This is a genomic window from Sphingobacterium sp. HSC-15S19 (assembly GCF_050433745.1).
Classification (GTDB): Bacteria; Bacteroidota; Bacteroidia; order Sphingobacteriales; family Sphingobacteriaceae; genus Sphingobacterium; species Sphingobacterium siyangense.
Map to the genome: position 1 here is coordinate 57,263 of NZ_JBNPWQ010000030.1, position 25,667 is coordinate 82,929.

General features: G+C 41.1%; 21 protein-coding genes. 17 read left to right on the plus strand and 4 right to left on the minus strand.

Features of this window, described 5'->3' with window-relative positions; genetic code table 11:
- Positions 1–74 precede the first annotated feature (74 nt).
- From L1283_RS21210 to L1283_RS21225, 4 genes are all read right to left on the minus strand, one after another.
- A complete protein-coding gene (locus L1283_RS21210; protein WP_286852080.1) occupies positions 75–1,775 on the minus strand; it encodes a sodium:solute symporter family transporter in 1,701 nt (566 codons plus the stop codon).
- Positions 1,776–1,843: 68 nt separating this feature from the next.
- Positions 1,844–3,346, minus strand: a complete 1,503-nt coding sequence (gene araA / locus L1283_RS21215; protein ID WP_429626433.1) for an L-arabinose isomerase — start codon at positions 3,344–3,346, stop codon at positions 1,844–1,846.
- A gap of 42 nt (positions 3,347–3,388) precedes the next feature.
- Positions 3,389–4,081: an L-ribulose-5-phosphate 4-epimerase gene (locus L1283_RS21220; protein WP_313672265.1), complete on the minus strand. Its 693-nt coding sequence runs from the start codon at positions 4,079–4,081 to the stop codon at positions 3,389–3,391.
- 17 nt (positions 4,082–4,098) lie between these two features.
- On the minus strand, positions 4,099–5,787 hold the full coding sequence (locus L1283_RS21225; RefSeq protein WP_429626434.1) for a ribulokinase: 1,689 nt from the start codon (positions 5,785–5,787) through the stop codon (positions 4,099–4,101).
- 331 nt (positions 5,788–6,118) lie between these two features.
- On the opposite strand from L1283_RS21225, the gene L1283_RS21230 reads away from it, so the two are divergent.
- From L1283_RS21230 to L1283_RS21310, 17 genes are all read left to right on the plus strand, one after another.
- On the plus strand, positions 6,119–6,823 hold the full coding sequence (locus tag L1283_RS21230; RefSeq protein ID WP_429626435.1) for an NUDIX hydrolase: 705 nt from the start codon (positions 6,119–6,121) through the stop codon (positions 6,821–6,823).
- Positions 6,824–6,968: 145 nt separating this feature from the next.
- Positions 6,969–7,619 (plus strand): hypothetical protein, encoded by a 651-nt coding sequence (locus tag L1283_RS21235; protein ID WP_088163102.1) that lies wholly within the window; start codon positions 6,969–6,971, stop codon positions 7,617–7,619.
- A gap of 366 nt (positions 7,620–7,985) precedes the next feature.
- The gene (gene atpD / locus L1283_RS21240; protein ID WP_075994361.1) at positions 7,986–9,488 is read left to right on the plus strand and encodes a F0F1 ATP synthase subunit beta; all 1,503 of its coding nucleotides are present in this window, start codon (positions 7,986–7,988) and stop codon (positions 9,486–9,488) included.
- Between the two features lie 21 nt (positions 9,489–9,509).
- The gene (atpC, locus tag L1283_RS21245; RefSeq protein ID WP_046673737.1) at positions 9,510–9,758 is read left to right on the plus strand and encodes an ATP synthase F1 subunit epsilon; all 249 of its coding nucleotides are present in this window, start codon (positions 9,510–9,512) and stop codon (positions 9,756–9,758) included.
- A gap of 398 nt (positions 9,759–10,156) precedes the next feature.
- A complete protein-coding gene (locus L1283_RS21250) occupies positions 10,157–11,047 on the plus strand; it encodes a branched-chain amino acid transaminase (RefSeq protein WP_088163103.1) in 891 nt (296 codons plus the stop codon).
- The gene (ilvD, locus tag L1283_RS21255) at positions 11,031–12,731 is read left to right on the plus strand and encodes a dihydroxy-acid dehydratase (RefSeq protein ID WP_088163104.1); all 1,701 of its coding nucleotides are present in this window, start codon (positions 11,031–11,033) and stop codon (positions 12,729–12,731) included. The genes L1283_RS21250 and ilvD overlap by 17 nt, the downstream gene beginning before the upstream one ends.
- Positions 12,732–12,849: 118 nt before the next feature.
- Positions 12,850–14,592: a biosynthetic-type acetolactate synthase large subunit gene (ilvB, locus tag L1283_RS21260; protein ID WP_088163105.1), complete on the plus strand. Its 1,743-nt coding sequence runs from the start codon at positions 12,850–12,852 to the stop codon at positions 14,590–14,592.
- Between the two features lie 8 nt (positions 14,593–14,600).
- A complete protein-coding gene (gene ilvN, locus L1283_RS21265) occupies positions 14,601–15,191 on the plus strand; it encodes an acetolactate synthase small subunit (protein ID WP_070570155.1) in 591 nt (196 codons plus the stop codon).
- A gap of 14 nt (positions 15,192–15,205) precedes the next feature.
- The gene (locus L1283_RS21270) at positions 15,206–15,670 is read left to right on the plus strand and encodes a DinB family protein (RefSeq protein ID WP_220801573.1); all 465 of its coding nucleotides are present in this window, start codon (positions 15,206–15,208) and stop codon (positions 15,668–15,670) included.
- A gap of 45 nt (positions 15,671–15,715) precedes the next feature.
- Positions 15,716–17,197 carry a ketol-acid reductoisomerase gene (gene ilvC, locus L1283_RS21275; RefSeq protein WP_088163107.1) on the plus strand — a complete coding sequence of 494 codons (1,482 nt, stop codon included), beginning with the start codon at positions 15,716–15,718 and terminating at the stop codon, positions 17,195–17,197.
- A gap of 134 nt (positions 17,198–17,331) precedes the next feature.
- Complete coding sequence (gene leuC / locus L1283_RS21280) at positions 17,332–18,729, plus strand: 3-isopropylmalate dehydratase large subunit (RefSeq protein ID WP_088163108.1); 1,398 nt, start codon at positions 17,332–17,334, stop codon at positions 18,727–18,729.
- Positions 18,730–18,739: 10 nt separating this feature from the next.
- Complete coding sequence (leuD, locus tag L1283_RS21285; protein WP_075994369.1) at positions 18,740–19,330, plus strand: 3-isopropylmalate dehydratase small subunit; 591 nt, start codon at positions 18,740–18,742, stop codon at positions 19,328–19,330.
- Complete coding sequence (locus tag L1283_RS21290; protein WP_429626436.1) at positions 19,324–20,802, plus strand: ATP-binding cassette domain-containing protein; 1,479 nt, start codon at positions 19,324–19,326, stop codon at positions 20,800–20,802. Before leuD ends, L1283_RS21290 begins: the two co-directional genes overlap by 7 nt.
- A gap of 177 nt (positions 20,803–20,979) precedes the next feature.
- The gene (gene leuB, locus L1283_RS21295) at positions 20,980–22,053 is read left to right on the plus strand and encodes a 3-isopropylmalate dehydrogenase (protein ID WP_120335009.1); all 1,074 of its coding nucleotides are present in this window, start codon (positions 20,980–20,982) and stop codon (positions 22,051–22,053) included.
- A gap of 41 nt (positions 22,054–22,094) precedes the next feature.
- The gene (locus L1283_RS21300) at positions 22,095–23,258 is read left to right on the plus strand and encodes a 2-isopropylmalate synthase (protein WP_120335010.1); all 1,164 of its coding nucleotides are present in this window, start codon (positions 22,095–22,097) and stop codon (positions 23,256–23,258) included.
- Positions 23,259–23,471: 213 nt separating this feature from the next.
- Positions 23,472–24,719 carry a threonine ammonia-lyase IlvA gene (gene ilvA, locus L1283_RS21305; protein ID WP_088163111.1) on the plus strand — a complete coding sequence of 416 codons (1,248 nt, stop codon included), beginning with the start codon at positions 23,472–23,474 and terminating at the stop codon, positions 24,717–24,719.
- A gap of 152 nt (positions 24,720–24,871) precedes the next feature.
- Entirely contained in the window at positions 24,872–25,387 is a 516-nt protein-coding gene (locus tag L1283_RS21310) for a DUF2911 domain-containing protein (protein ID WP_429626437.1), read from the plus strand.
- The last annotated feature ends 280 nt before the right edge of the window (positions 25,388–25,667 follow it).

Genomic DNA, 25,667 nt, shown 5'->3' on the forward strand with positions numbered 1-25,667 from the left:
TCGGTCTGATGGAGGCTTCCTAATTTTAATTAGGAATGGTTCATAATTAGTTAATTATTCAAATGGCAACATTTCTACCAAAAACGCACATAGATAGCAGTCACCAACAATAAAGTCACAACAATTAATGCCAATACGGACGGTTCCACTTTAAACATCGATCGATCCAATACAAAAGCTTTTGGATTAACTTTTGGTCCAAATAAGCTGACAGCAATCATAGCGATCATCGTAAACACAAATGCTAGTCCCATACATATCTGAAATGGAATTTCATAAACACCCGCTTTGTTAAGATATGCCGTATAGATCCATGTTTCTGGTCCGAAAACTTTTGTTGCAAACTCGTTGAAAAATACCGACAATGCAAATCCCGTAACCAGGCCTGTAATGGCAGCTGCCCCCGTAGTCCTTTTCCAGAACATACCGAGCAAAAACATCGCAAAAACCCCCGGACTGATAAAGCCTGTATATTTTTGGATAAAAGTAAATCCTCCGGCGCCACCGATGCCCAGTGCATCATTCCAGGTAAATAAAACAGAAAGTAGAATAGAGATCACAATTGTTATCTTACCAACCCAGACCATTTTTGCTTCGCTCGCATCTTTATTGATGTATTTTTTAAAGATATCCAGTGTAAAGATCGTTGCGATACTATTTGCCTTTCCAGCCAATCCGGCCACAATAGCCGCCGTGAGCGCCGCCAGCGCGAGTCCTTTCATTCCATTTGGCAGATAGCCCAATATCGCCGAGTACGCATTATCGGCATGAAACACCCCTCCAGGAGCCATTTCGTGTTGTAATGCGCCATTTTTATAAAGCACATAAGCAGCTATTCCTGGAAGCATGACGATAATCGGCATAAACAACTTTAGAAATCCTGCAAAAAGAATCCCTGTGCGTGCCGTCTTTAAATCAGCTCCCAAAGCGCGTTGTGTGATGTATTGGTTACAACCCCAGTAATTTAGGTTGACAATCCAGATCCCGGCAAGGTACATCCCTATTCCAGGCAACATCAGATATTTATTAATATCTTCCTGACTGGCACCCGGCCCTGGTTTATCGACAAATAGGTTAAAATGCTCCGGCGAATCTTCCATCAGTTTATTGAATCCCGCTAAGGCGTCTTGTCCCAAACCAAAATGTTCACTGACCAAGGTCAATGCCACATAGGTCGTCGCTATACCACCAATAATTAATACAACAACCTGAATAACATCTGTAAAGCCAATAACACGCATTCCGCCCAAAGTGATGATAACGGCAAATACGGCTAGAGCAACTGTAATGATGTGGAAGCTGTCACCACCTCCGGCCATACTCGAAATAGCGATTGCCCCGAGATACAGGATAGATGTCAGATTGACAAAAACGTACAAAAACAACCAGAAGATTGCCATAATGAGACTTGTTGTTTCATTGTATCGGTTGTTCAAAAACTGGGGCATCGTGAAAATCTTGTTTTTCAGATAGACCGGAATAAACCAAACCGCAACAATAATTAAGGCTACCGCAGCAATGAGCTCATAAGCGGCTACAGCAATACCGACCTCAAATCCATTACCGCTCATACCAATAAACTGCTCAGCAGAAATATTCGATGCGATCAACGAAGAACCTATGGCCCACCAAGTCAATGATCCCTCCGCCAGAAAGTAGTCCTTGCTACTGCTTAAACTATTCGTCTTTTTACGATAAATCCAGTAGCCATAACCGGCTACAATAAAGAAGTAAATTACGAAGATGATGTAATCTACCGTTGCAAATTTTTCCATATTTCCCAAATTGGTTATTATCTATAAGCCATTTATACCCGAAGAGCAGGTATAAATGGCTTAGGCTATTATTTACTCAGTAAATAATATAGTTCATTCCATTTCAATTGATCTTCGAGTTTCGCTACCGTAGTATCCTCGTCGATCAATACATATTCCAGTCCGGCAATACGTGCAAAATCTTCCAGGTATTCGGGTGTTAAGCTCAAGCTGTAGGCTGTATGGTGTGCCCCCCCTGCCACAATCCAGGCGCTACAGCCTGTTTTCATATCTGGCAGCGGTTTCCATAACACACGCGCAACAGGAAGCTTAGGTAACTCTTCTTCCACAGCAACACCTTGTACTTTATTCACGATCAAACGAAAACGCGTTCCCATATCGACCAAAGAGGCATTCAATGCATCTCCGCTTTGGCCATTGAAAACCAAACGGGCAGGATCCGCCTTGCCGCCAATTCCTAGCGGATGTACTTCTATACGTGGTTTTCCAGTTGCTAAAGCGGGGTCTACTTCTAACATGTGTGAGCCAAGTACCATGGGATTCTGCGGATCAAAATGGTAGGTGTAGTCCTCCATAAATGCGGTTGTTCCAGCTAATCCTGCACCCATTACTTTGCAAGCGCGCACCAAAGCCGGAGTTTTCCAATCCCCTTCGCCGGCAAAACCATACCCCTCAGCCATTAAACGTTGTACCGCCAAGCCCGGAAGTTGCACCATCCCATGCAGATCCTCAAAAGTATCCGTAAAACCTTTAAAGTTTCCTTGTTCCAAAAATTTCCGTAGGCCAATTTCTATTTTAGCAGCTTCGATGAGGTTAGTATGATATTCACCGCCAGCTTTCACATTTTCGGCAAGTTCATAAGTCGCTTCGTACTCCGCTAATAATGTCGCGATTTCCGCTTCCGTACTCGCATTGATAACCGCTACCAAATCACCAATGGCATAGGTGTTTACAGCGAAACCAAATTGCGCCTCTGCCTCTACTTTATCGCCATCTGTAACAGCCACATAACGCATGTTATCGCCGAATCGTGCAAACTTAGCCCCCTGCCAGTCGTGCCATCCCGCGGCTGCACGTGCCCAAACATTAATCCGTTCCAACACTTCCGCATCTTTCCAATGCCCGGTAACGACTTTACGACCTATTTTTAAGCGGCTAACGATATGTCCAAATTCGCGATCGCCATGCGCACTTTGGTTGAGATTCATAAAATCCATATCGATACTATTCCATGGGATATCTTGGTTATACTGTGTATGCAGATGCAACAATGGCTTTTGCAATGCTTTTAATCCTCGGATCCACATCTTTGCAGGTGAAAATGTATGCATCCAGGTAATAACGCCAATACAGTTTTTCTCATTGTTGGCGGCTGCCAATGTTGCATAAATCTCGTCCGTATTTTTTACGATCGGTTTATATTTTACCGCTACTGGAATCGCTGCTTGGGTATCTAAATAATTGGCTATTTCCTCAGCATGTAGGGCAACTTGTCGCAAGGTTTCTTCACCATATAGGTCTTGGCTTCCCACGACAAACCAGACCTCAAGCTCTTTTAAATTGATATTCATGTTAAATTGTAGTTTTTGCTATAGATTTTTTATTACTAAAAATTATTGACCATAATAGGCGTTGGCCCCATGCTTCCTTTCGTAATGCTTTTTGATCAGTGCAGGCTTTAATCGAGGCGCATTCGGATTGATTTGTTCTGTCAACCAAGCCATTTTAGCAACCTGTTCCAATACTGCACTGTTATAAACAGACTTTGTTCCAGTTTTACCCCAGGCAAACGGCGCGTGGTTACCAACGAGAATCATTTCCACTTCTTTATAGTCCAGCTTATTTTCGACAAAGTGATTGATAATCTGAAACCCCGTTTCATGCTCGTAGTTTCCGGCGATCATCTCATCGTGCATTGGTGGAGCACAGGGAATATCGACGGTCAAATGATCGGCATGTGTCGTTCCGAAAATGGGAATATCCCGTTGCGCCTGTGCCCATGCTGTCGCATAGGTGGAGTGCGTGTGGGTGATCCCACCGATTTCCTTCCAATGTTTATACAGTAGCGCATGAGTTTTCGTATCTGATGATGGCCGAAGATCCCCCTCAACCACCTGACCATCAAAGTCTACAATCACCATGTGTTCCGGTGAAAGCTCTTCATATGGAACCCCACTTGGTTTAATCGCAAACACTTCCTGACGACGATCGACAACGCTCACATTTCCAAATGTAAAAAGCACCAATCCCAGCTGGGGCAATTGCATATTGCAATGGTAGGCTTCTTCTTTAATTGAATTATACATGATTAAAATTTGAATGGTTAAACAGTAATGGCGAGCGATTCCTTTCCTTCGATGAAAGCTCCCAAAGCCTTGTAATGTTCATAGCGTTCGGCGTAGATGGTTACCCATTTTTCCTCAGGTATATAGGTTCGTTCAAAACCTTGCCCCATTGCCTTCATAGCATCTTCAACCCGGTCATATAAACCAGCAACTGTTGCGGCGAACATTGCTGCGCCAATGGCACAAGTCTGTTCACTTTTATGAATACGAATAGGCATATTCATCACATTGGCCATCATTTGCATAATAAAGTGTGATTTCTTTGCAACTCCGCCTAAACCGATCAAACCTCTTACCGGAATACCCTGCTCCACGAAACGGTCAACAATAGCCTTTGCGCCAAAACAAGTCGCTTCGACAATCGCCCTGAAGATCCGAGGCGCATCTGTTCCGAGGTGCAAACCTGTAATCGCTCCTTTCAAGGATTGATCCGCATCCGGAGTTCGACGACCATTGAGCCAGTCCAAAGCTAATTCAGATGTTGCCGTTACGGGAAGTAATGCAGCCTGCTCACTTAGACTGAACAAGAGTTTCTCTTCCAGAGTTGCCATCAACTGTTCACGCGTATGCGCTTCGATCTCTTCAATATCTTGTATCAAATTTTTCGTTGGCCACAGTAACACCTGTTTCAGCCAAGCGTAAGCATCTCCAAATGCCGATTGCCCAGCTTCCATACCAATCATTCCCGGTATAATTGAACCGTCTACCTGACCGCAGATTCCCCTGACCAACGTATGCTGAACCTCCTCCTTCGGGGCAACTAGCATATCACAGGTTGATGTCCCCATCACCTTACTCAGATAATACGGCTCAATTTGCCCTCCGACGGCCCCCATATGACAGTCAAATGCACCTACACCAACAACGACTGATGTTGTAAGACCTAATCGTTGCGCCCATTCTTCCGAAAGCTGACCAGCAGATTGATCAGCAGTGTATGTTTCGGAAAACAAACGATCAACCAAACCATCCAGCAATGGATCAAGTGTTGAAAAGAAAGAATTTGGAGGTAGGCCATCAAATTCTTCGGCCCAAAGCGATTTATGCCCCGCTGAACAAACTCCACGCTTCATAGCAGACACCTGTGTTCCCCCTGTCAATAGAAAAGGAATATAATCACAATGCTCAACCCAGCTATATGTGGCGGCACGGACCTTTTCATCAGCCCTAAAAACATGCAGTAATTTGGCCCAGAACCATTCCGAAGAGTATACTCCGCCCACATACTTCAAATAATCCACCGAACTATTTTGATTGTGCAGGTTAATTTCTTTGGCTTCTCCAACAGCTGTATGATCTTTCCATAAAACAAACATGGCATTGGGGTTGTCTTTAAACTCGTCCAACAACGCTAATGGAACCCCGGCTGCGTTTACGGCAACTGGAGTAGATCCCGTTGTATCCACGGAAATTGCTTTTACAGCTGCGCCAATATTGTCGATTTCCGATTTGAGCAAACAATCTTTTATTGTTGCTTCCAAGCCTTCGATATAATCCAACGGGTGTTGCCTAAACTGACTTAAAGCAGCGTCACAATACTCCCCTCTTTTCCAACGCGGGTAGTAAAATACAGAAGAAGCGATCTCCTCGCCATTGTTAGCATCAACCAATACCGAACGGACCGAATCACTTCCATAGTCCACCCCAATGACATACGATTTATTCATTTTTGCTGAATTTGGTTTATAATTTATAATTGTCTCTAACGCCTTATTTTTCAATCCCCCCCTTTCTGAAGTTCGCCTTGAAAAAACAATTAGTGTCAAATAAACATTTATTTTTTTAAATATGAAAGAAAATTTTCATATTTAAAAAATAGAGCTAACTTCATAGCAGCAAATTATGGTTAACCCAAATTCCCGACATAGGCGTATAAAAGCCTTTTAAAGGGATGTATCAGACAATTATTATACTTATTTTTAGCTATTTACTTTTTTACATAGTTTTGCTCGTGGAATAAATGGGGTGGTGTCAGATAAAAAGATAAAACGATAGACGATGGAACATTATAAAAAAGATTCAGGGATCCTTTTGGCAGTTGACTGTATCATATTTGGATTTAACGGCGAATCCCTTGAAGTACTTTTAATTAAACGTGATTTCGAACCAGAAAGAAATAAATGGAGTCTGATGGGTGGTTTCGTTCAATCCGACGAAAGTCCGGAAGAGGCCGCAAGCCGGGTGCTCAAACAGTTGACCGGACTTGAAAATGTATACATGGAGCAATGTAGTGTATTTGGCGAACCTAAGCGTGAACCTAGCGACCGGGTTGTCAGTATCTGTTATTTTGCTCTCATTGATACACAGCAGTATCAACATATCCTAAGCGACAATTACGAAGCTCAATGGTTTCCATTACGGGAGCACCCAACGCTAATCTTCGATCATGATCAGATGATCGCTTCTGCACAGCACCGTCTACGTATGAAAGCAGCCTTGTATCCGATATTATTTGAATTACTACCCGAGAAATTCACAATTCCGCAGATTGCAGCACTTTACGAGGGCGTTTACAATATCGAGTTGGATAAGCGCAATTTCAGCCGAAAACTGCTTTCCTCAGACCTCATCATCAAACTGGAGGAAAAGGATAAGGAAAACTCAAAAAAAGGAGCTTACTATTTCAAACTAAACACGGCAATCTATAAAGAAAAGATTATGTCCTTTTTACGGTATTTGCCAAGTTGGTCGATCGAATCATAATAAAGTGACGGAAAATCAGGTATGTATTGGAATATATTTCACTTAACATTTTCGTTTTTTCAATAATTCCTTATATTTATCACAGGTATATCCTAGTTTTACAATTAGGATAAGCTAGATTAACGCATTTTATAAAATAAACAACATGAGCAAATTGAGATTAGCATTTATATTCTTTACGATTTTATTTATTTCATCCCATACGCTATTGAAGGCGCAAACTCCTGCTGCGGCTCCCGCCACTACAGCAGCACAACAGGATAATGCCTTCAAGTACAGTCCGGATGGATTAAAAAAAGGAAGTTTGGCGAATCAATTTGACCACCTGAATTATATTTCGAAAAACAACTATGATTTCAAGATGGTACGAAAAACCAACCTTGATATTGTGAAACGAAATGTAATTGATACCGTAGCAAAACTCCACAAGGAAATCAGCTCTTTAAAATCATCTTCAAGCAACTATACGTCCAATACCAAAACTTTACAAGATTCAATTCAGGTTTTAAAGGATCAGTTGGCACAGGAGAAGGAAAAAACAGAAAGTTTCTCTTTCTTGGGAATCAATACATCTAAAACTTTTTACAATACTGTTGTCTGGACGATCATTGCGGTATTGGCAGTAGCAGCATTTATCTTTTTATTTTCTTATCGGAAAGCGAAAGTGGACACGGTGGAATTCCAAAAAACGGCCGAGCAATCGCAAGAGGAATTCGCTACTTTCCGCAAAAAATCCATGGAAAAGGAACAATTGCTCAAGCGCCAGTTGCAGGACGAACTAAACAAAAAAATCTAGTCCTGCTTTTCATAAAATAGCAGATTTATTTCGATCGACCTGTAACGAATCCTAGAGGCACTCCGTTACAGGTCGATTTTATTTAATCAGGTTCCATTCCTAAACGAATAAAAGATTCAGCGAAGTAAAGCTGTAAACTTCAAAAATACATCGCCGGATAAAAGAGAAAAACTATATTTGCAGGTATAGAAATCGAAACATACAGAATTACAATCGATAACATTTTGACCTACATTAATAAAATTGTAATTTAATTGCAAATTCTATTTGTTTTTAAAAACGAATAACCTTATTTTTGCTGACCAAAAAAGAGGCCTTTTATGTCTCTTATATAAAATTGATTAATAAATATTTAGTCCCTATAATATGCCCAAGATTGGTAAAATAGCGCAGATTATCGGCCCAGTTGTTGACGTCAACTTCGCCGACAGTGAAAATCTACCTAAAATTTACGATGCATTGTACATTCAAAAAGAAAATGGACAACGTGTTGTATTAGAAGTTCAACAACACTTAGGTCAGGATCGTGTACGTACAATTGCCATGGACGCAACTGAAGGTTTAGTTCGCGGAATGGAAGTTGTCGATACTGGTGCTCCTATCAAAATGCCTGTTGGTGAAGAAATCAAAGGTCGTGTATTCAATGTAGTTGGTGATGCCATAGACGGGATCCAAAATTTGAATAAAGAGAATGGTCGTCCTATCCACAACGTACCTCCTAAATTCGAAGATTTGTCAACTGAATCCGAAGTACTTTTTACTGGTATCAAAGTTATTGACCTTTTAGAGCCATATGCTAAAGGTGGTAAAATTGGTTTATTCGGTGGTGCCGGTGTAGGTAAAACTGTATTAATCCAAGAATTAATCAACAATATCGCAAAAGGTCACGGTGGTCTTTCTGTATTCGCCGGTGTAGGTGAACGTACACGTGAAGGTAATGACTTATTGCGCGAGATGTTGGAGTCTGGTATCATCAAATATGGTGAGCACTTTATGGAAGGCATGGAAAAAGGCGAATGGCCTTTGGATACTGTTGACCACGAATTGATGAAAGATTCTAAATGTACTTTCGTATTCGGTCAAATGAACGAGCCTCCTGGTGCACGTGCGCGTGTTGCTTTATCAGGTTTGACAGTTGCGGAATACTTCCGTGACGGTGATGGCGAAGGTCAAGGCCGTGACGTATTATTCTTCATCGATAATATCTTCCGTTTTACACAAGCGGGTTCTGAAGTATCTGCCCTATTGGGTCGTATGCCTTCAGCCGTAGGTTACCAACCAACATTGGCAACTGAAATGGGTTTAATGCAAGAGCGTATCACTTCAACTAAAAACGGATCAATCACTTCGGTTCAAGCTGTATATGTACCTGCCGATGACTTAACTGACCCTGCTCCAGCGACAACTTTCGCTCACTTGGACGCAACTACAGTATTGTCTCGTAAAATCGCTGAGCTAGGTATCTACCCTGCTGTGGATCCTTTGGATTCTACATCACGTATCCTTTCTCCTGCCGTTTTAGGTAACGAACACTATAATACTGCACAACGTGTAAAAGAAATTCTTCAACGTTATAAAGAATTGCAAGATATCATCGCCATCTTAGGTATGGACGAATTATCTGAAGAAGATAAACAAACTGTACACCGCGCACGTCGTGTACAACGTTTCTTATCTCAACCTTTCCACGTTGCAGAACAATTTACAGGTTTAAAAGGTGTATTGGTAGACATCAAAGATACCATCAAAGGTTTCAATATGATCATTGACGGTGAAGTAGATGAGTACCCTGAAGCTGCCTTCAACTTAGTAGGTAACATCGATGATGCTATCGAAAAAGGTAAAAAATTATTAGCAGAAGCAGTTTAATCTAGATTATATCTAAGAATAATGAAATTAACAATTATCACTCCAGACAAATTAGCATTCGAAGGCGAAGTAACTTCTGTTACTGTACCGGGCACTGCGGGTTCTTTTCAAATTTTGAAAGACCACGCTGCCATTGTTTCTACTTTGGAAGATGGAAAAGTAATTATTCAACAAGGTAAAGGTGAACAAGAAGTGTTCATTAAAGGTGGTGTTGTGGAAGCAAAAGACAATGTCATTACCGTGCTTGCTGAAGGAATTATCGGAGATTAAATCAAATCGATTTTATAAAATCTAAAAAGCTTCCGATAGAAATATCGGAAGCTTTTTTTTTAAAGTTTTTTTGACATTTTCTTCATTTTAGGAAGAAAATTGGCCATTGTAACAAAAAATAATATTTTACACCTGTAGACCAATTTTAAATATGGTATACGACTGACAAAATATAAAACCGAATAAAACGAATTATTAAAAAATAAAATTTCACAAAAACAGATTTAATGAAATTTTATTCTAAATACAAAATTAGCACTTTGCCTATTGCCAATTATTGTAATTCCTGCTACCTTGAGGAAATGAAAATCGAAAGTTTTTATAGAAGCTTGAGATAGCATGATTTACCACCAATACCACAACAAAGGGAACTATTATACTTCGGTAAATTTTGGGTTATGAAATATTACGATAAAAACACGTTGATCTATTTAGATGGAGCTTTTGTAAAAGCTTCCGAAGCAGCATTGGATCCCTTTGCACAGTCACTGCATTATGGGTATGCGGTGTTCGATGGTTTACGTGCGTATAATACCCACAATGGACCACGTATCTTTAAAGCTGACAAGCATTTCGATCGCTTAAAGAGATCGTGTGAAGCCGTTAATATTCCCTATCGTTGGAGCAACCGAGAGCTGATCGACATCTGTTATGAGCTCTTGGCCAACAACAACCTAAGAGAAGCTTATATACGTCCATTGGTATTGACCGGTTCAAATATGCACCTAACCTCATCAACCGAAGCAACCATCATGATGGCAGCATGGGAATGGGGGCCATATCTTGGTCAAAACCTATTAAAGGTATGTATCTCTGATATCAAAAGACCTAATCCAAAGTCGTTTAAAATTGACTCAAAGATCTCTGGGCAATATGTAAACTCCATCCTTGCGACAACAGAAGCCATCAGGAAGGGTTACGACGAAGCGTTAATGCTCGACCACGAAGGCTACGTTGCCCAAGCATCCAGTGAAAATATTTTCATCGAAAAGGATTTCAAAATCTATACGCCGCCAGTGAAGAATATTTTCCCGGGCATTACACGTCAGACTGTAAAAAACATCTGTAAAAAATTAAACTTTGAAGTCATTGAAAAGCAATTGACGGTAGAAGATATTTACACTGCTGACAGCGCTTTCTTATGCGGGACTGCGGCAGAAATTATCGGAATCAAACAAGTCGATGATGTCATCTACAAAGAAGCCTGGGAACACAGCATAGGTGCATCAATCCAAAGAAGATATAAAAATTTAGTATTAGAGAACGAAAATTATGAAGTCATCATCTAACGGCGAAAACGCAATGAACAAATACAGCCGTACATTTACACAAGACGAAACGCAACCTGCTGCAAAAGCAATGCTTTATGGTATCGGTCTTACGGATGCCGACATGGACAAAGCACAGGTCGGTATTGCCAGCATGGGATATGATGGTAATACGTGTAATATGCACTTAAATGATTTGGCACAAATTGTCAAGAAGGGCGTTTGGAACAATGATTTAGTAGGTTTGACCTTTGGAACCATTGGCGTCAGTGACGGTATGAGCAATGGTACCGATGGGATGCGTTATTCGTTGGTAAGTCGTGATGTGATCGCTGATAGTATCGAAACGATCTGTGGTGGACAGTATTATGATGGCTTGATCTCTATTCCTGGCTGTGACAAAAACATGCCCGGTGCAATTATGGCAATGGCCCGTTTAGACCGTCCTTCTTTAATGGTATATGGCGGTACTATCGCTCCAGGCCACTATAAAGGTGAAGAATTAAACATTGTGTCTGCATTTGAAGCATTGGGACAACGCATCTGCGGAAATCTTTCCGATGAAGACTATGAAGGCATTATCAAACATACCTGCCCTGGTGCTGGTGCTTGTGGCGGAATGTATACAGCAAATACCATGGCTTCGGCAATTGAAGCCTTGGGAATGAGCTTACCCTACTCATCTTCCAATCCAGCGATCTCGGAAGAAAAGAAAAATGAATGTTTAGAGGCAGGCCAACATATCCGCACGCTGCTTGAGAAAGATATCAAGCCCTCTGATATCATGACACGTAAAGCATTTGAGAACGCACTACGTACCATTGTTATCTTGGGTGGTAGTACCAATGCTGTACTTCACTTTATTGCAATAGGCAAAGCCGTAGGCGTAGACATCACGCAAGATGACTTCCAACGCATGAGTGACGAAACCCCTGTATTAGCTGACTTCAAACCATCCGGTAAATACTTGATGCAAGATCTTCAGCAATTTGGTGGAACTCCTGCTGTCATGAAATATCTTTTAAATGAAGGTTTACTTCATGGTGACTGTATTACGGTAACAGGAAAAACAGTCGCTGAGAACTTGGCTGATGTTAAATCAATCATGGAATATGACCAACCGATTATCAAACCATTGAGCGATCCAATCAAGGCTACAGGACACTTACAGATTCTTTATGGGAACTTAGCAGAGAAAGGTTCTGTTGCCAAGATCTCCGGTAAAGAAGGTGAAAAATTCACTGGTCCTGCACGCGTATTCGATGGAGAGCATGATTTAGTGGCCGGTATTGCATCTGGTAGAATCAAACCAGGAGATGTTGTCGTGATCAAAAATGAAGGTCCTGTTGGAGCACCAGGCATGCCTGAAATGCTTAAACCAACCTCCTTGATTATTGGTGCCGGTCTTGGTAAATCTGTTGCTTTAATTACCGATGGCCGTTTCTCAGGTGGAACACATGGTTTTGTCGTAGGGCATATCACACCAGAATCTTACAAAGGCGGATTAATCGGTCTTGTACATGATGATGACATTATCGAGATCGATGCAGTAAATAACAGTATCAATGTGCTACTTTCCGATGAAGAGATCGCGCAACGCCGTGCCGCTTGGGTACAACCAGCGTTAAAAGTTAACAAAGGAGTTTTATACAAATACGCTAAAACTGTTGCCGATGCCTCAGAAGGCTGCGTAACGGATCAGTAGAAAATAAAAAACAGAGACATTAAGCAGATAAAGACCTAAACAATCGATGCTTAATGTCTCAGATCTAATATCTAAATACTAAAAAGACTGAATAATCAACAATAAAAAAATCAACGTAATGAGTACACTGGAAATAACAGAAAATAAGGCCGCTACAGCGCAGCAAACTCCGACACAAATTTCGGGATCGAAAGCTGTATTGGAGGCCTTATTGAGCGAAGGAGTTGATACCGTATTTGGTTATCCTGGAGGCGCAATTATGCCGATCTATGATGCCCTTTATGATTATACGGATCGTCTGAAGCATATTTTAGTGCGCCATGAACAAGGTGGGATCCACGCGGCGCAAGGTTATGCAAGAACTTCAGGTCGTACAGGCGTCGTCTTTGCGACAAGTGGTCCTGGAGCAACAAACCTAGTTACTGGACTGGCTGATGCCATGATCGATAGTAACCCTATCGTCTGTGTCACGGGTCAGGTCTTTGCTTCACTCTTGGGAACAGATGCTTTTCAGGAAACAGATGTCATCAATATCACGGCACCAGTCACCAAATGGAACTACCAAGTCACCGACGCAACTGAAATTCCAGCTGCACTCGCAAAAGCATTTTATATTGCCAGCACAGGTCGTCCAGGACCGGTATTGATCGATATCACTAAAAATGCACAGCTACAATTGTTCGATTACTTCGGTTATGAAAAATGCAACCACGTACGTAGCTATAGACCTGCACCACAAGTTCGTAAAGAATATGTTGAGCAGGCAGCCGAGTTAATCAACAAAGCAAAAAAACCATTTGTTCTTTTTGGACAAGGCATCATTCTTGGAAAAGCAGAGGAAGAATTCAAAGCTTTTATCGAGAAGACTGGCATTCCGTCGGCATCGACTGTCATGGGCTTAAGTGCACTTCCAACGGATCATAAACTTCACGTAGGGATGTTGGGTATGCATGGTAACTATGCGCCAAATGTCATGACCAATGAATGTGACGTTTTAATAGCCATTGGTATGCGTTTCGATGACCGTGTAACAGGTCGTTTGGACAAATATGCCAAACAAGCAAAAGTAATCCATTTGGATATAGACCCAGCAGAGATTGACAAAAACGTACAGACAACCGTACCTGTATGGGGCGACTGTAAAGAGTCACTTCCAATGCTGACGGAATTGGTAAACGCTACAAATCACTCCGCTTGGCTTGCACAATTCCGTGAACTTGAAAAAGAAGAAATCAAAGAAGTCATCCAAAATGAACTTCACCCACAAACCGATATTATGACCATGGGTGAGGTCATCCATGTGTTGAATGAATTGACAGGCGGTGATGCGATCATTACAACGGACGTCGGTCAACACCAAATGGTAACTTGTCGCTATGCTAAATTCAACAACAGCAAATCGAATGTAACCTCAGGGGGCTTAGGAACGATGGGCTTTGGTCTTCCGGCAGCAATCGGTGCCTGGTATGGCGCGCCAGAGAAAACTGTCGTAGCAATCATCGGTGATGGTGGTATACAAATGACGATCCAGGAGCTCGGAACGATAATGCAATTTGGCGCAAAAGTCAAAATCATGATCCTCAATAATGAATTCTTGGGCATGGTACGCCAGTGGCAGCAATTGTTCCACGACAGACGTTATTCATTCGTGAATATCACGAGTCCTGATTTTGTTGCTGTAGCGAAAGGCTATTACATCGACGGTCAGAAGATTTCGGAACGTAAAGACCTACGTAGTGCCCTGAAAACCATGATTGATCACGACGGAGCATATCTACTGGAAGTGATGGTAGGTAAGGAAAACAATGTATTTCCAATGGTTGCACAAGGAACATCGGTATCTGAGATACGTTTAAAGTAGAATTTAACATGGAAAAACAAGAATATACCATCACCCTATATACAGAGAATTCAATCGGTCTTATCGGTCGGATCTCAACAATTTTTTCAAGAAGAAAAATCAATATTGAAAGCTTGAATACTTCCCCTTCTGAAGTAGAAGGAATACATCGTTTTACCATCGTAATCACGGAGGCTGAAGATGTTCTGCGTAAGCTTTGCCGTCAGTTAGAAAAACAAATTGACATTCTTAAAGCCTACTACAATACCAATGATGAAGTAATATGGCAAGAACAAGCCTTATATAAGGTCCCTGCCGATGTGGTCAATGAAAAGGTATATGTAGAACGTTTGCTACGTCAATATGGTGCCAATGTTGTTGTGATCCGCAACGACTATATCGTCTTTGAAACTGCAGGTCACCGCGAGGAGATCGATAAGTTGACAGAAGAATTGACCAAATATGGTTTGATCGAATTTGTCCGTGGCGCACGTATCGCCATCATTAAAGATAGTGCAGGTTTCCATTCCAAATTGGTTCAGTTTGAAGCCAAGGAACCATCGATAGAAATTGTAGAAAACGAGTATCTCGACAAAAGAGATGACGTATTTACGATGTAAGCTTTAATAGTATTATGCAAGAGACATTTAAATTTATCTTAAAGTCACGTCAGAAATTCATTGAATTACTTGACGGTCTTTCCATTGAACAGCTTAACAAAATTCCCGCGGGATTTAACAACAATATCATCTGGAATTTTGCCCACATTGTCGTCAGCACACAGACTTTGGTTTATGTCCGTACAGGAATCAAGGCCGATACGACTTGGGTGAACTATAACGAAGATTATAAAAAAGACACCAAGCCAACCCGCTTTGTTGAACAAGCAGAGGTTGATGAATTGAAAGAAATCGCAATCCGCAGTATTGAGCAAATTGCTGCTGACTATGAAAACGGTGTTTTCGGAGAAATCACCTCTTTTTCAACAGCAACCTATGGCTATCCAATGGATACCATTGAAGAAGTTATAGCCCTGACATCAGGACACGATAACGTTCATTTCGGTTACGCAATGGCTCAACGCAGATTAGTACAATAATTAAAATAAATAATCAACAACCCATAACAGAAAGAAAGTAAAACAATGGCAAATTATTTCAACACCTTACCGCTTAGAGAGCAGTTAGAACAATTAAGTCACGCTGAATTCATGGACAACACCGAATTCACGGATGGTGTAAACGCTTTAAAAGGTAAAAAAATCGTAATCGTAGGATGTGGTGCGCAAGGCTTGAACCAAGGTTTAAACTTAAGAGATAGCGGACTGGACGTTTCTTATGCTTTGCGTAAAGAAGCTATTGAACAAAAAAGAGATTCTTGGAAAAACGCTACGGACAACAACTTTAACGTAGGCACTTACGAAGAATTGATCCCATCTGCGGATTTAGTTATCAACTTGACTCCAGATAAACAACATACTTCAGTAATCAACGCTGTAATGCCCTTGATGAAAGAAGGCGCTACGTTATCGTATTCACACGGTTTCAACATCGTTGAAGAAGGTATGCAAATCCGTAAAGATATTACTGTCATCATGGTTGCTCCAAAATGTCCAGGTTCTGAGGTTCGTGCAGAGTACCTTCGTGGTTTTGGTGTTCCTACTTTAATCGCTGTTCACCCGGAAAATGATCCACAAGGAAAAGGCTGGGCTGAAGCAAAAGCGTACTGTGTAGGGACAGGTGGACACAAAGCTGGTGTATTGAAGTCTTCATTCGTAGCTGAGGTAAAATCAGATTTGATGGGTGAACAAACAATTCTTTGTGGATTGTTGCAAACAGGATCGATCTTGTCTTTCGACAAAATGATCGAGAAAGGTATCGAAGCTGGTTACGCATCGAAATTGGTACAATACGGTGTAGAAGTGATTACGGAAGCCTTAAAACATGGTGGTGTAAGCGGAATGATGGACCGTTTGAGCAACCCTGCAAAAGTAAAAGCATTTGAGATCTCAGAAGAATTGAAGGATATTATGCGTCCTTTATTCCAAAAACACCAAGATGATATCATGTCAGGTCACTTTAGCAAGACCATGATGGAAGATTGGGCAAATGGTGATGCAAATTTATTGAAATGGAGAGCCGAAACAGGTGAAACTGCATTCGAAAAAACACCTGCTGGTGATGTTAAAATCAACGAACAAGAATACTTCGACAACTATACGCTAATGGTTGCTTTCATCCGTGCAGGTGTTGAATTGGCATTCGAAACAATGGTTGAAGCAGGTATCAAACCAGAATCAGCATACTACGAATCATTGCACGAAACACCATTGATCGCTAACACAATCGCTCGCAAGAAGTTGTTCGAAATGAACCGTGTTATCTCTGATACAGCAGAATACGGTTGTTACCTATTCGACCAAGCTTGTAAACCTTTGTTGGCAGACTTCATGAAAACTGTTGATACGGATTTAGTCGGTAAAAACTTTAACGACAACAAAGATGCTGCAGTTGATAACGCACAATTGGTTGTCATCAATGAAATTTTGCGTGATCACCCTGTAGAAATCGTTGGTCGCAAATTGCGTAAAGCGATGACTGCAATGAAAGCGATCAAAACTGTTTAAAAGTCCATACGAGATTATACATGCTCCAAAAATCATGAATATTTCGTAATTTAGTATATTGAAATCAAGGTGATATTGAGACATTTACAATATCACCTTGATTCATATAAAAATAACATAAGAGAGAATAAAAAATGTCAAAAACATTAGTAGAAAAGATTTGGGATGCTCACGTCGTCAAGCGTGAAGAAGGGTTTCCGGATATTATTTATATCGACACCCACTTGATTCATGAAGTTACTTCACCTCAAGCTTTCGATGGCTTGCGTAAAAGAGGAATCCCAGTTTTTCGTCCAAAGCAAACGGTAGCTACTGCCGACCACAACGTACCGACACTCAATCAACATTTACCGATCAAAGAAGAGCTATCCCGTTATCAAGTTGATATGCTCACCAAAAATTGTGCTGAATTTGGTATTGAACTATATGGTTTGGGGCATCCATACCAAGGGATTGTACACGTTATTGGTCCGGAGCTGGGTATCACCCTACCAGGTAAAACGATGGTCTGTGGCGATAGTCATACCTCCACGCATGGTGCTTTTGGAGCTATTGCTTTTGGTATTGGAACCTCTCAAGTTGAACAGGTCTTCGCAACACAATGTTTATTGCAGTCGAAGCCAAAAACAATGAAAATTGAAGTCAACGGTACCCTTCAAAACGGTGTTGGGGCAAAAGATATCATCCTATATATCATCTCCAAAATCTCTGCTGCGGGCGGTACAGGTTACTTTATTGAATATGCCGGTTCAGCAATTCGTTCATTAAGCATGGAAGCACGTATGACCATTTGTAACATGAGTATCGAAATGGGTGCACGTGGAGGCTTAATTGCTCCGGATCAGATCACTTTCGACTATGTAGAAGGCCGTGAATTCGCGCCGAAAGGTGAGGAATGGGATAAAGCCCTAGCGTACTGGAAAACATTGTATTCTGACGAAGATGCCATCTTTGATAAAGTGTTGACTTTTGATGCTGCAGACATTGCGCCAATGATTACTTATGGTACTAACCCAGGCATGGGTATGGGTATTGCGGAGCATATTCCAGCAACTAGCGCACAAGCGGAATCAGAAAGACCATCGTACCAAAAAGCATTGGATTACATGGGCTTCAAAGATGACTCAACAGTCTTAGGCAACCGTGTTGATTATGTGTTCATCGGAAGTTGTACCAATTCCCGTATTGAAGATTTACGTGAAGTAGCTTCATTTGTTAAAGGCAAGCAAAAAGCACAAGACGTTGAAGTATGGATTGTACCGGGCTCAAAACAAGTAGAAAAACAAGCTAAAGAAGAAGGCTTGGATAAAATATTTGAAGCGGCAGGATTCCAGTTACGTGAACCAGGATGCTCGGCATGTTTAGGTATGAACGAAGATAAAATCCCTGCTGGTAAATATTGTGTTTCGACTTCAAATAGAAATTTCGAAGGGCGTCAGGGACCGAATGCCCGCACCATGCTGGTATCTCCTTTGACAGCAGCAGCTGCGGCAGTAACAGGTAAAGTAACAGATGTAAGAGAGTTGATCTAAGCAGAAAAAAATGAAAAAATTTGAAACTTTAACGTCACAGGTAGTCCCTCTACCGATCGAAAATATTGATACCGATCAAATTATTCCCGCACGCTTTCTAAAAGCAACCACGCGTGAAGGTTTTGGTGATAATTTATTCCGCGACTGGCGTTTTGATACAGACAATCAGCCTAAAACTGACTTTGTATTGAACAACCCGACCTATACAGGGAAAATATTGGTTGCCGGTAAGAATTTTGGTTGTGGTTCAAGCCGCGAACATGCCGCATGGGCTATTCAAGACTATGGTTTTGATGTGGTCATCAGCTCATTCTTTGCCGATATATTCAAAGGAAATGCCCTTAACAATGGTGTATTACCGATTCAGGTACCCGAAGAGTTTTTGGCAAAAATTTTCGAATTGGTGCACCAAAATCCGACAACAGCGATTATCGTTGATCTTGAAAAACAAACAGTCATGTTGACAGAGACAGGTGATCAATTTGAGTTTGAAATCAATCCATACAAAAAATCATGTTTGATCAATGGATATGATGACATTGATTTTATCCTTAACCAGAAAGATTCAATCGAAGCATTTGAAGCAAACAGACAATGGTAGATCCTGTCGTCCATATTGCCAATTTAACCATTCAGTACGGTAAAGATACCGTACTGCACGACTTAAATTGGCAAATTTTTCCTGGCGAGCAATGGATCTTAGGCGGTCCGAGCGGTACAGGAAAAACCACACTTGCAAAAGCGATTGCCGGGCAATTGAAGTATGAAGGCGAGATCACATTCCACCTTGATCCAACGAGCCCACTGCCGGCAAAAATTCACTATGTTTCCAATTGGTTTCAGTTTACCAATCTTGAAGGCGATCGCAATTTCTATTACCAACAGCGCTATAACAAATTTGCAAAAAACGATACATTAACGGTTTTTGCTGAGTTGAAACATTTTGCGCAAGAAGAACAGCTTTCTTTTGAAAATGTACGTTCCTACCTGAACATTTTTGGATTCGAAAATTTCAAAGATCAGCAGTTGATTGAACTTTCGAGTGGCGAACACAAAAGACTACAATTGATCAAGGCCTTGTGGCTTCAACCGCAGGTGCTCATTATCGACCAGCCTTATACAGGACTAGATGCACAGTCTCGGGAAGATCTCAATCAGATTTTCGATCAGCTTGCGGATAAAGGAGTTACCTTGTTGTTGATAAGTAATGATGACGAACAACCGGAATGTATCAATCGTTTTGCGGAGCTCCAGCATGGTAAGATTGTTATTCGCCAAAATAGCAATGCGTTATCCAGAGGATTGCCCCGCACAAGAAAGGCACTCCCCTATTTTCTGCAACGAGCCCCTGAAGTAACTTCTCCGATCATGGTAAAAATGAACAAGATCAATATCTCCTATGGCGAAAAACAAGTCTTAAAGAATATTGACTGGGAAGTAAAAGCCGGCGAAAAATGGTTGCTACAAGGGCATAATGGTTCAGGAAAATCCACGTTACTCAGTTTAATCAACGGCGATCATCCACAGGCCTATGCCAACGACATCCATCTTTTTGGCAAAAAAAGAGGATCTGGAGAAAGCATTTGGGATATCAAAGAACATTTGGGTATTATATCGCCAGAATTGCATTGGTATTATGATATGAATGCCAACGTTGGGCAGACTATTGCTTCTGGATTTTTTGATTCCATGAGCCTATACCAGCGATTAGGATTTGAACAACAGCAAAAGCTCGGGCAAATTCTCCATTTTTTTGACCTTAAAGAGGTTAAACACAAAACCTTGGGGTCGTTACCATTAGGCCAACAACGTTTGGTCCTATTGGCTCGCACGATCGTGAAGCATCCAGAATTGCTGATTTTGGACGAACCTTGTCAAGGCTTAGATAAAGAGCAGACCCAGTATTTCAACGATGTCATTGATGACCTCAGTAAAAGTGGCCAGACGCTCATTTATGTAGGGCACTTCCAGACACAACTACCAACGTGCATTGACAATAAAATCGTGTTGGAAAAAGGAGAAGTAAAGGCTGTATCCGAAGTTATCCACAAAAAAGAAGCTTTATCCACATGAAAAATGTGGATAACTTCAATTAATTCGAAAACAAGAACAAAAAAATAAAAAAAGAATCAAGCTATCGACAAAACACTGGAAATCAAAAGTCAAAAATAAAGACAATACAATAGGGCTTAGGCCTATCTTCCAAAGTTTCAATATACATATCGCTGATAGCTCAATACTAAAAATACAATGAAGAAAAATATTTTAATCATACCTGGAGATGGCATCGGCCAAGAAGTAACAACTTGGGGTAAAAAAGTTTTAGAAAAAATCGGTGAAAATTATGGTCATGAATTCAGCTTTGATGAAGCTATCATGGGCCATACTGCAATTGAAGCTACGGGCAATCCTCTTCCTGATGAAACATTAGCGAAAGCAAAAGCTTCTGATGCGATCCTTTTCGGCGCCATTGGCCATATCAAGTATGATAATGATCCTTCTGCTAAAGTAAGACCTGAACAAGGCTTGTTGAAAATCCGTAAAGAACTAGGTCTTTATGCAAATCTTCGTCCAATCCTTTTATTCGACGAGTTATTGGATGCTTCGAGTTTAAAGCCTGAAATTCTTCAAGGTACAGATATCCTTTTCTTCCGTGAATTGACAGGTGATGTGTATTTTGGTGAAAAAAACCGTAATGAGGACAACACCTTTGCGTCAGATCTGATGAACTACCACCGTTACGAGGTTGAACGTATCGCACGTAAAGCTTATGATGCCGCACGCACACGTAACAAAAGATTATGCTCTGTTGATAAAGCCAATGTATTGGAAACATCCCGCCTATGGAGAGAAGTAGTACAGGAAATCGCAAAAGAATATCCGGATGTTGAAACCGAGCACATGTTTATCGATAATGCAGCCATGCAATTGGTTAAAAATCCGAAGAAATTCGATGTGGTATTAACGGCCAATCTTTTTGGTGATATCTTGACAGACGAAGCGTCACAGATCGCAGGCTCAATGGGTATGTTGGCTTCTGCTTCCGTAGGTGATGGCACAGGCTTCTTCGAACCTATCCACGGCTCAGCACACGATATCGCTGGTCAAAATAAAGCAAATCCATTGGCTTCAATTTTATCTGCAGCCTTGATGCTTGATATTAGCTTTGGTCTACAGGACGAAGCTAAAGCTGTTACCAATGCTGTTGCTGAAACATTAAAAGCTGGTTGGAGAACCGGTGATATTGCCAACAGCAGCACTGAATCTTCAAAAATCTTAGGTACTCAGGAAATGGGTGAAAAAGTATTGGAGTTTATTAAATAGTATACCCTTTTTAATTTGTAAATCTTTTGAATTAAGAAATTATGTTACACGATCCTAATCATCTTTACATTTTCGACACCACCTTACGTGATGGCGAACAGGTACCAGGCTGCCAATTAACTACTCCAGAGAAAATTGAGATTGCTAAAGACTTGGAAAAACTAGGGGTAGATATTATCGAAGCCGGTTTCCCAGTGTCTAGCCCTGGTGATTTTCAATCGGTGGTAGAATTATCTAAAGCGGTGAACGATGTTATTATATGTGCATTGACCCGTGCCAATCAAAACGATATTGACGTAGCTGCCGAGGCATTAAAATATGCCAAACGCCCACGTATCCATACCGGTATTGGTTCTTCGGACATGCATATCAAATATAAATTCAACAGCACAAGAGAAGAAATTTTAGAACGTGCTGTTGCGGCTGTAAAACATGCCAAATCCTATGTGGAAGATGTCGAGTTTTATGCGGAAGATGCTGGTCGCGCAGACTTGGAATTTCTAGCTAAAATGGTTGAGTCGGTGATTGCGGCTGGTGCTACGGTGGTCAACATCCCTGATACAAACGGTTATTGTTTACCGGACCAATATGGTTCAAAAATCAATTACCTCAAGGAAAATGTACGCAATATCGATCAGGCAATTATTTCCGCACATTGTCACAATGACCTAGGACTTGCAACAGCAAATTCTATCGCTGCCATACAAAATGGAGCCCGCCAGGTAGAATGTACGATCAACGGTATCGGCGAACGTGCCGGAAACACGTCGCTTGAAGAAGTAGCCATGATCCTTAAGGTGCACAACCAGTCGTTTGGAAGCTTAACGTCAAACATCGATAGCCGCATGTTTACGTACTTATCGCGCAAGGTAAGTGAAATGATGAACATGCCTGTCCAACCGAACAAAGCAATCGTTGGCCGTAATGCCTTCGCGCATAGCTCGGGTATTCACCAAGATGGTTTCCTAAAACACCGCGAAAACTATGAGATCATCAGACCAGAAGATGTTGGTTTGATTGAAGCTGATATTATTTTAACTGCACGTTCAGGAAGACATGCCCTTAAACACCATTTGGAGCGTTTAGGCTTCCATCTTGAAAAAGATGATTTAGCAGATTGCTATCAACGTTTCTTGGTTTTAGCCGACGAAAAGAAAAATATTTGTGATGACGACCTAAAAAGCCTCATCCAGGAAAAAATATAAAAAAAGGAAGGCTGCAGATGCAGCCTTTTTTTATCATAAGTACATTTTTTTAAAAGGATCCACATGACGCATAGCTGATTATTATTTTAGCATGTGTTCAGACGGTCTTCCATTCAAAATCAACTAAATTTAAACACTGTATAGGTAGAATCTCTCATATAACAGCAAATATCTGCGTTTTATTTGCTACCTTAACTAGGCAATCATCTAACAATGAATCTATCAACCTTAAACATCAATTCAGAAGCTACACTTGACCGCATCAAGTCTGTGGTCAACAGAACACCGCTTCAATATAATCGGCATCTGTCCGAAAAATATGGTGCCGAAGTCTATCTCAAACGGGAAGATTTACAAGTCGTACGTTCCTATAAATTACGCGGTGCCTACAATAAAATTATCTCCTTAACAGCGGAAGAGCGACAACGCGGCGTTGTATGTGCGAGTGCAGGTAACCACGCCCAAGGCGTTGCTTTCTCCTGCAATAAACTCGACATCAAAGGTGTGATATTTATGCCGGGACCGACACCACGCCAAAAGATCTCACAAACGGAAATGTGGGGTAACGGTAATGTAGAGATTATCTTGACGGGAGACACTTTTGATGACTGTCAAAAAGCGGCGTTGGCTTACACAGCAGAGCATGGCATGACTTTCATCCCGCCATTTGATGATCTCAAAGTTGTGGAAGGACAGGGTACTGTGGCCGTTGAAGCTCTACAAGATCTTCCCGATATGGATGCCATATTTATCCCAATTGGTGGCGGTGGACTTGCCGCGGGGGCGAGCTATTACCTGAAGAGTAAAAACAAAGCGATCAAATGTTATGGTGTTGAACCCGAAGGAGCTCCTTCTATGCAAGCGGCTTTGACACATGGCGCACCGATCGAGCTCGAGCATATCAACAAATTTGTTGATGGGGCCGCCGTTAAAAAGATCGGTGCAACGACATTTGAAATTGCCAAGCAATTGTTGGATGATACACGCTCTATTCCTGAAGGAAAGATCTGTACCTGCATCCTAGAGCTGTATAATAAGGATGCAATTGTCGTTGAGCCCGCGGGTGCTTTATCGGTAGCTGCTCTTGAATTTCACAAAGATGAAATTAAAGGCAAGAAAGTCGTCTGTATCATATCCGGTGGAAACAACGATATCGACCGCATGAGTGAAATCAAAGAATTGTCTCTGCTTTACGAAGGATACAAACATTATTTTATCGTTCGTTTCCCACAACGCCCAGGTGCATTAAAACTCTTCGTTTCTGAAGTATTGGGACCTAAGGATGATATTACCCGTTTTGAGTTTATCAAAAAAACAGAACGCGAAAGAGGTCCAGCCCTAGTCGGCATTGAGCTCAACAAGCCTGAAGATTACGAAACATTGATTGAACGCATGAAAGAATATAAGTTTGATGTCATTGAAATCAACAAAGACCAGACACTATTTGAATATCTTGTTTAAATAATGGGTATAAACGGAAAAAGCCAGTGATTCATATCCTGGCTTTTCTGTTTATATAACCAAAATACCTCACCCAAAGTCTTCAAAAAAAACTAACAATTCCATAATTTAAAAATCTTATATTTAACTGTTTAATCAATAATATACACAAAATGAGAGTACTAATTTTAACAATCCTGACCTTAATAGGTCAACTTACCTTTGCTCAGACCGACAAAAGTAAACGCCCGAGTCCTCCAGACAACACCAAAATAACCACCACCGACGGTGTCACTATTGACATTAACTATAGCCGCCCTTCTTTGAAAGGCCGTCAGCTTGGTGTTGATATCGCCCCTATCGGCATTGTATGGCGTACTGGAGCGGATGAAGCGACCACCATCGAATTTAATAAAGATGTATTGGTTGAAGGCAAGAAATTAGCCGCTGGAAAATATGGTCTTTACAGTATCCCTGGAGAACACGAAACAACAATTATGTTTAATAAAGTATGGAATCAGTGGGGAACAAAATATGATGCCAACGAAGATGCGCTCCGCGTTTCCGTAAGCAACGCTACTGCAAGTACCTCACAGGAACAATTTAAGATCAACGCTACTCCGCAAGGAACTATTTCTTTGGAGTGGGGACAGTATGTCGTTCCATTTACGGTTAAAGTGAGTAAATAGCAAAAAAACTTATTTATGATTACGCAAGTCTACGATTGTATAAATGGAAGCGCAAGGTTTATTCAGACCAATGAACTCGTTGCATTTCGCGATAAACCAAACGATTGATTCTATTGATACTTTAGTAAAAAAACACAAATCAATAAAACAAATACTTCATTCAATATAAAAGGGGCAGTCCAAGGTGGACTGCCCCCAAAAGATTGGACAAATTTAGTTAATTAGATTTGTAATAATGAGCTCGATATTCTGTCGGGCTCATTCCATTTAAATTTAGTTT

Bases quoted from the DNA above. Each gene is read 5' to 3' on its own strand.
- L1283_RS21210 (WP_286852080.1), bottom strand. From the start codon at position 1,775: ATGGAAAAATTTGCAACGGTAGATTACATCATCTTCGTAATTTACTTC.
- araA (WP_429626433.1), bottom strand. From the start codon at position 3,346: ATGAATATCAATTTAAAAGAGCTTGAGGTCTGGTTTGTCGTGGGAAGC.
- L1283_RS21220 (WP_313672265.1), bottom strand. From the start codon at position 4,081: ATGTATAATTCAATTAAAGAAGAAGCCTACCATTGCAATATGCAATTG.
- L1283_RS21225 (WP_429626434.1), bottom strand. From the start codon at position 5,787: ATGAATAAATCGTATGTCATTGGGGTGGACTATGGAAGTGATTCGGTC.
- L1283_RS21230 (WP_429626435.1), top strand. From the start codon at position 6,119: ATGGAACATTATAAAAAAGATTCAGGGATCCTTTTGGCAGTTGACTGT.
- L1283_RS21235 (WP_088163102.1), top strand. From the start codon at position 6,969: ATGAGCAAATTGAGATTAGCATTTATATTCTTTACGATTTTATTTATT.
- atpD (WP_075994361.1), top strand. From the start codon at position 7,986: ATGCCCAAGATTGGTAAAATAGCGCAGATTATCGGCCCAGTTGTTGAC.
- atpC (WP_046673737.1), top strand. From the start codon at position 9,510: ATGAAATTAACAATTATCACTCCAGACAAATTAGCATTCGAAGGCGAA.
- L1283_RS21250 (WP_088163103.1), top strand. From the start codon at position 10,157: ATGAAATATTACGATAAAAACACGTTGATCTATTTAGATGGAGCTTTT.
- ilvD (WP_088163104.1), top strand. From the start codon at position 11,031: ATGAAGTCATCATCTAACGGCGAAAACGCAATGAACAAATACAGCCGT.
- ilvB (WP_088163105.1), top strand. From the start codon at position 12,850: ATGAGTACACTGGAAATAACAGAAAATAAGGCCGCTACAGCGCAGCAA.
- ilvN (WP_070570155.1), top strand. From the start codon at position 14,601: ATGGAAAAACAAGAATATACCATCACCCTATATACAGAGAATTCAATC.
- L1283_RS21270 (WP_220801573.1), top strand. From the start codon at position 15,206: ATGCAAGAGACATTTAAATTTATCTTAAAGTCACGTCAGAAATTCATT.
- ilvC (WP_088163107.1), top strand. From the start codon at position 15,716: ATGGCAAATTATTTCAACACCTTACCGCTTAGAGAGCAGTTAGAACAA.
- leuC (WP_088163108.1), top strand. From the start codon at position 17,332: ATGTCAAAAACATTAGTAGAAAAGATTTGGGATGCTCACGTCGTCAAG.
- leuD (WP_075994369.1), top strand. From the start codon at position 18,740: ATGAAAAAATTTGAAACTTTAACGTCACAGGTAGTCCCTCTACCGATC.
- L1283_RS21290 (WP_429626436.1), top strand. From the start codon at position 19,324: ATGGTAGATCCTGTCGTCCATATTGCCAATTTAACCATTCAGTACGGT.
- leuB (WP_120335009.1), top strand. From the start codon at position 20,980: ATGAAGAAAAATATTTTAATCATACCTGGAGATGGCATCGGCCAAGAA.
- L1283_RS21300 (WP_120335010.1), top strand. From the start codon at position 22,095: ATGTTACACGATCCTAATCATCTTTACATTTTCGACACCACCTTACGT.
- ilvA (WP_088163111.1), top strand. From the start codon at position 23,472: ATGAATCTATCAACCTTAAACATCAATTCAGAAGCTACACTTGACCGC.
- L1283_RS21310 (WP_429626437.1), top strand. From the start codon at position 24,872: ATGAGAGTACTAATTTTAACAATCCTGACCTTAATAGGTCAACTTACC.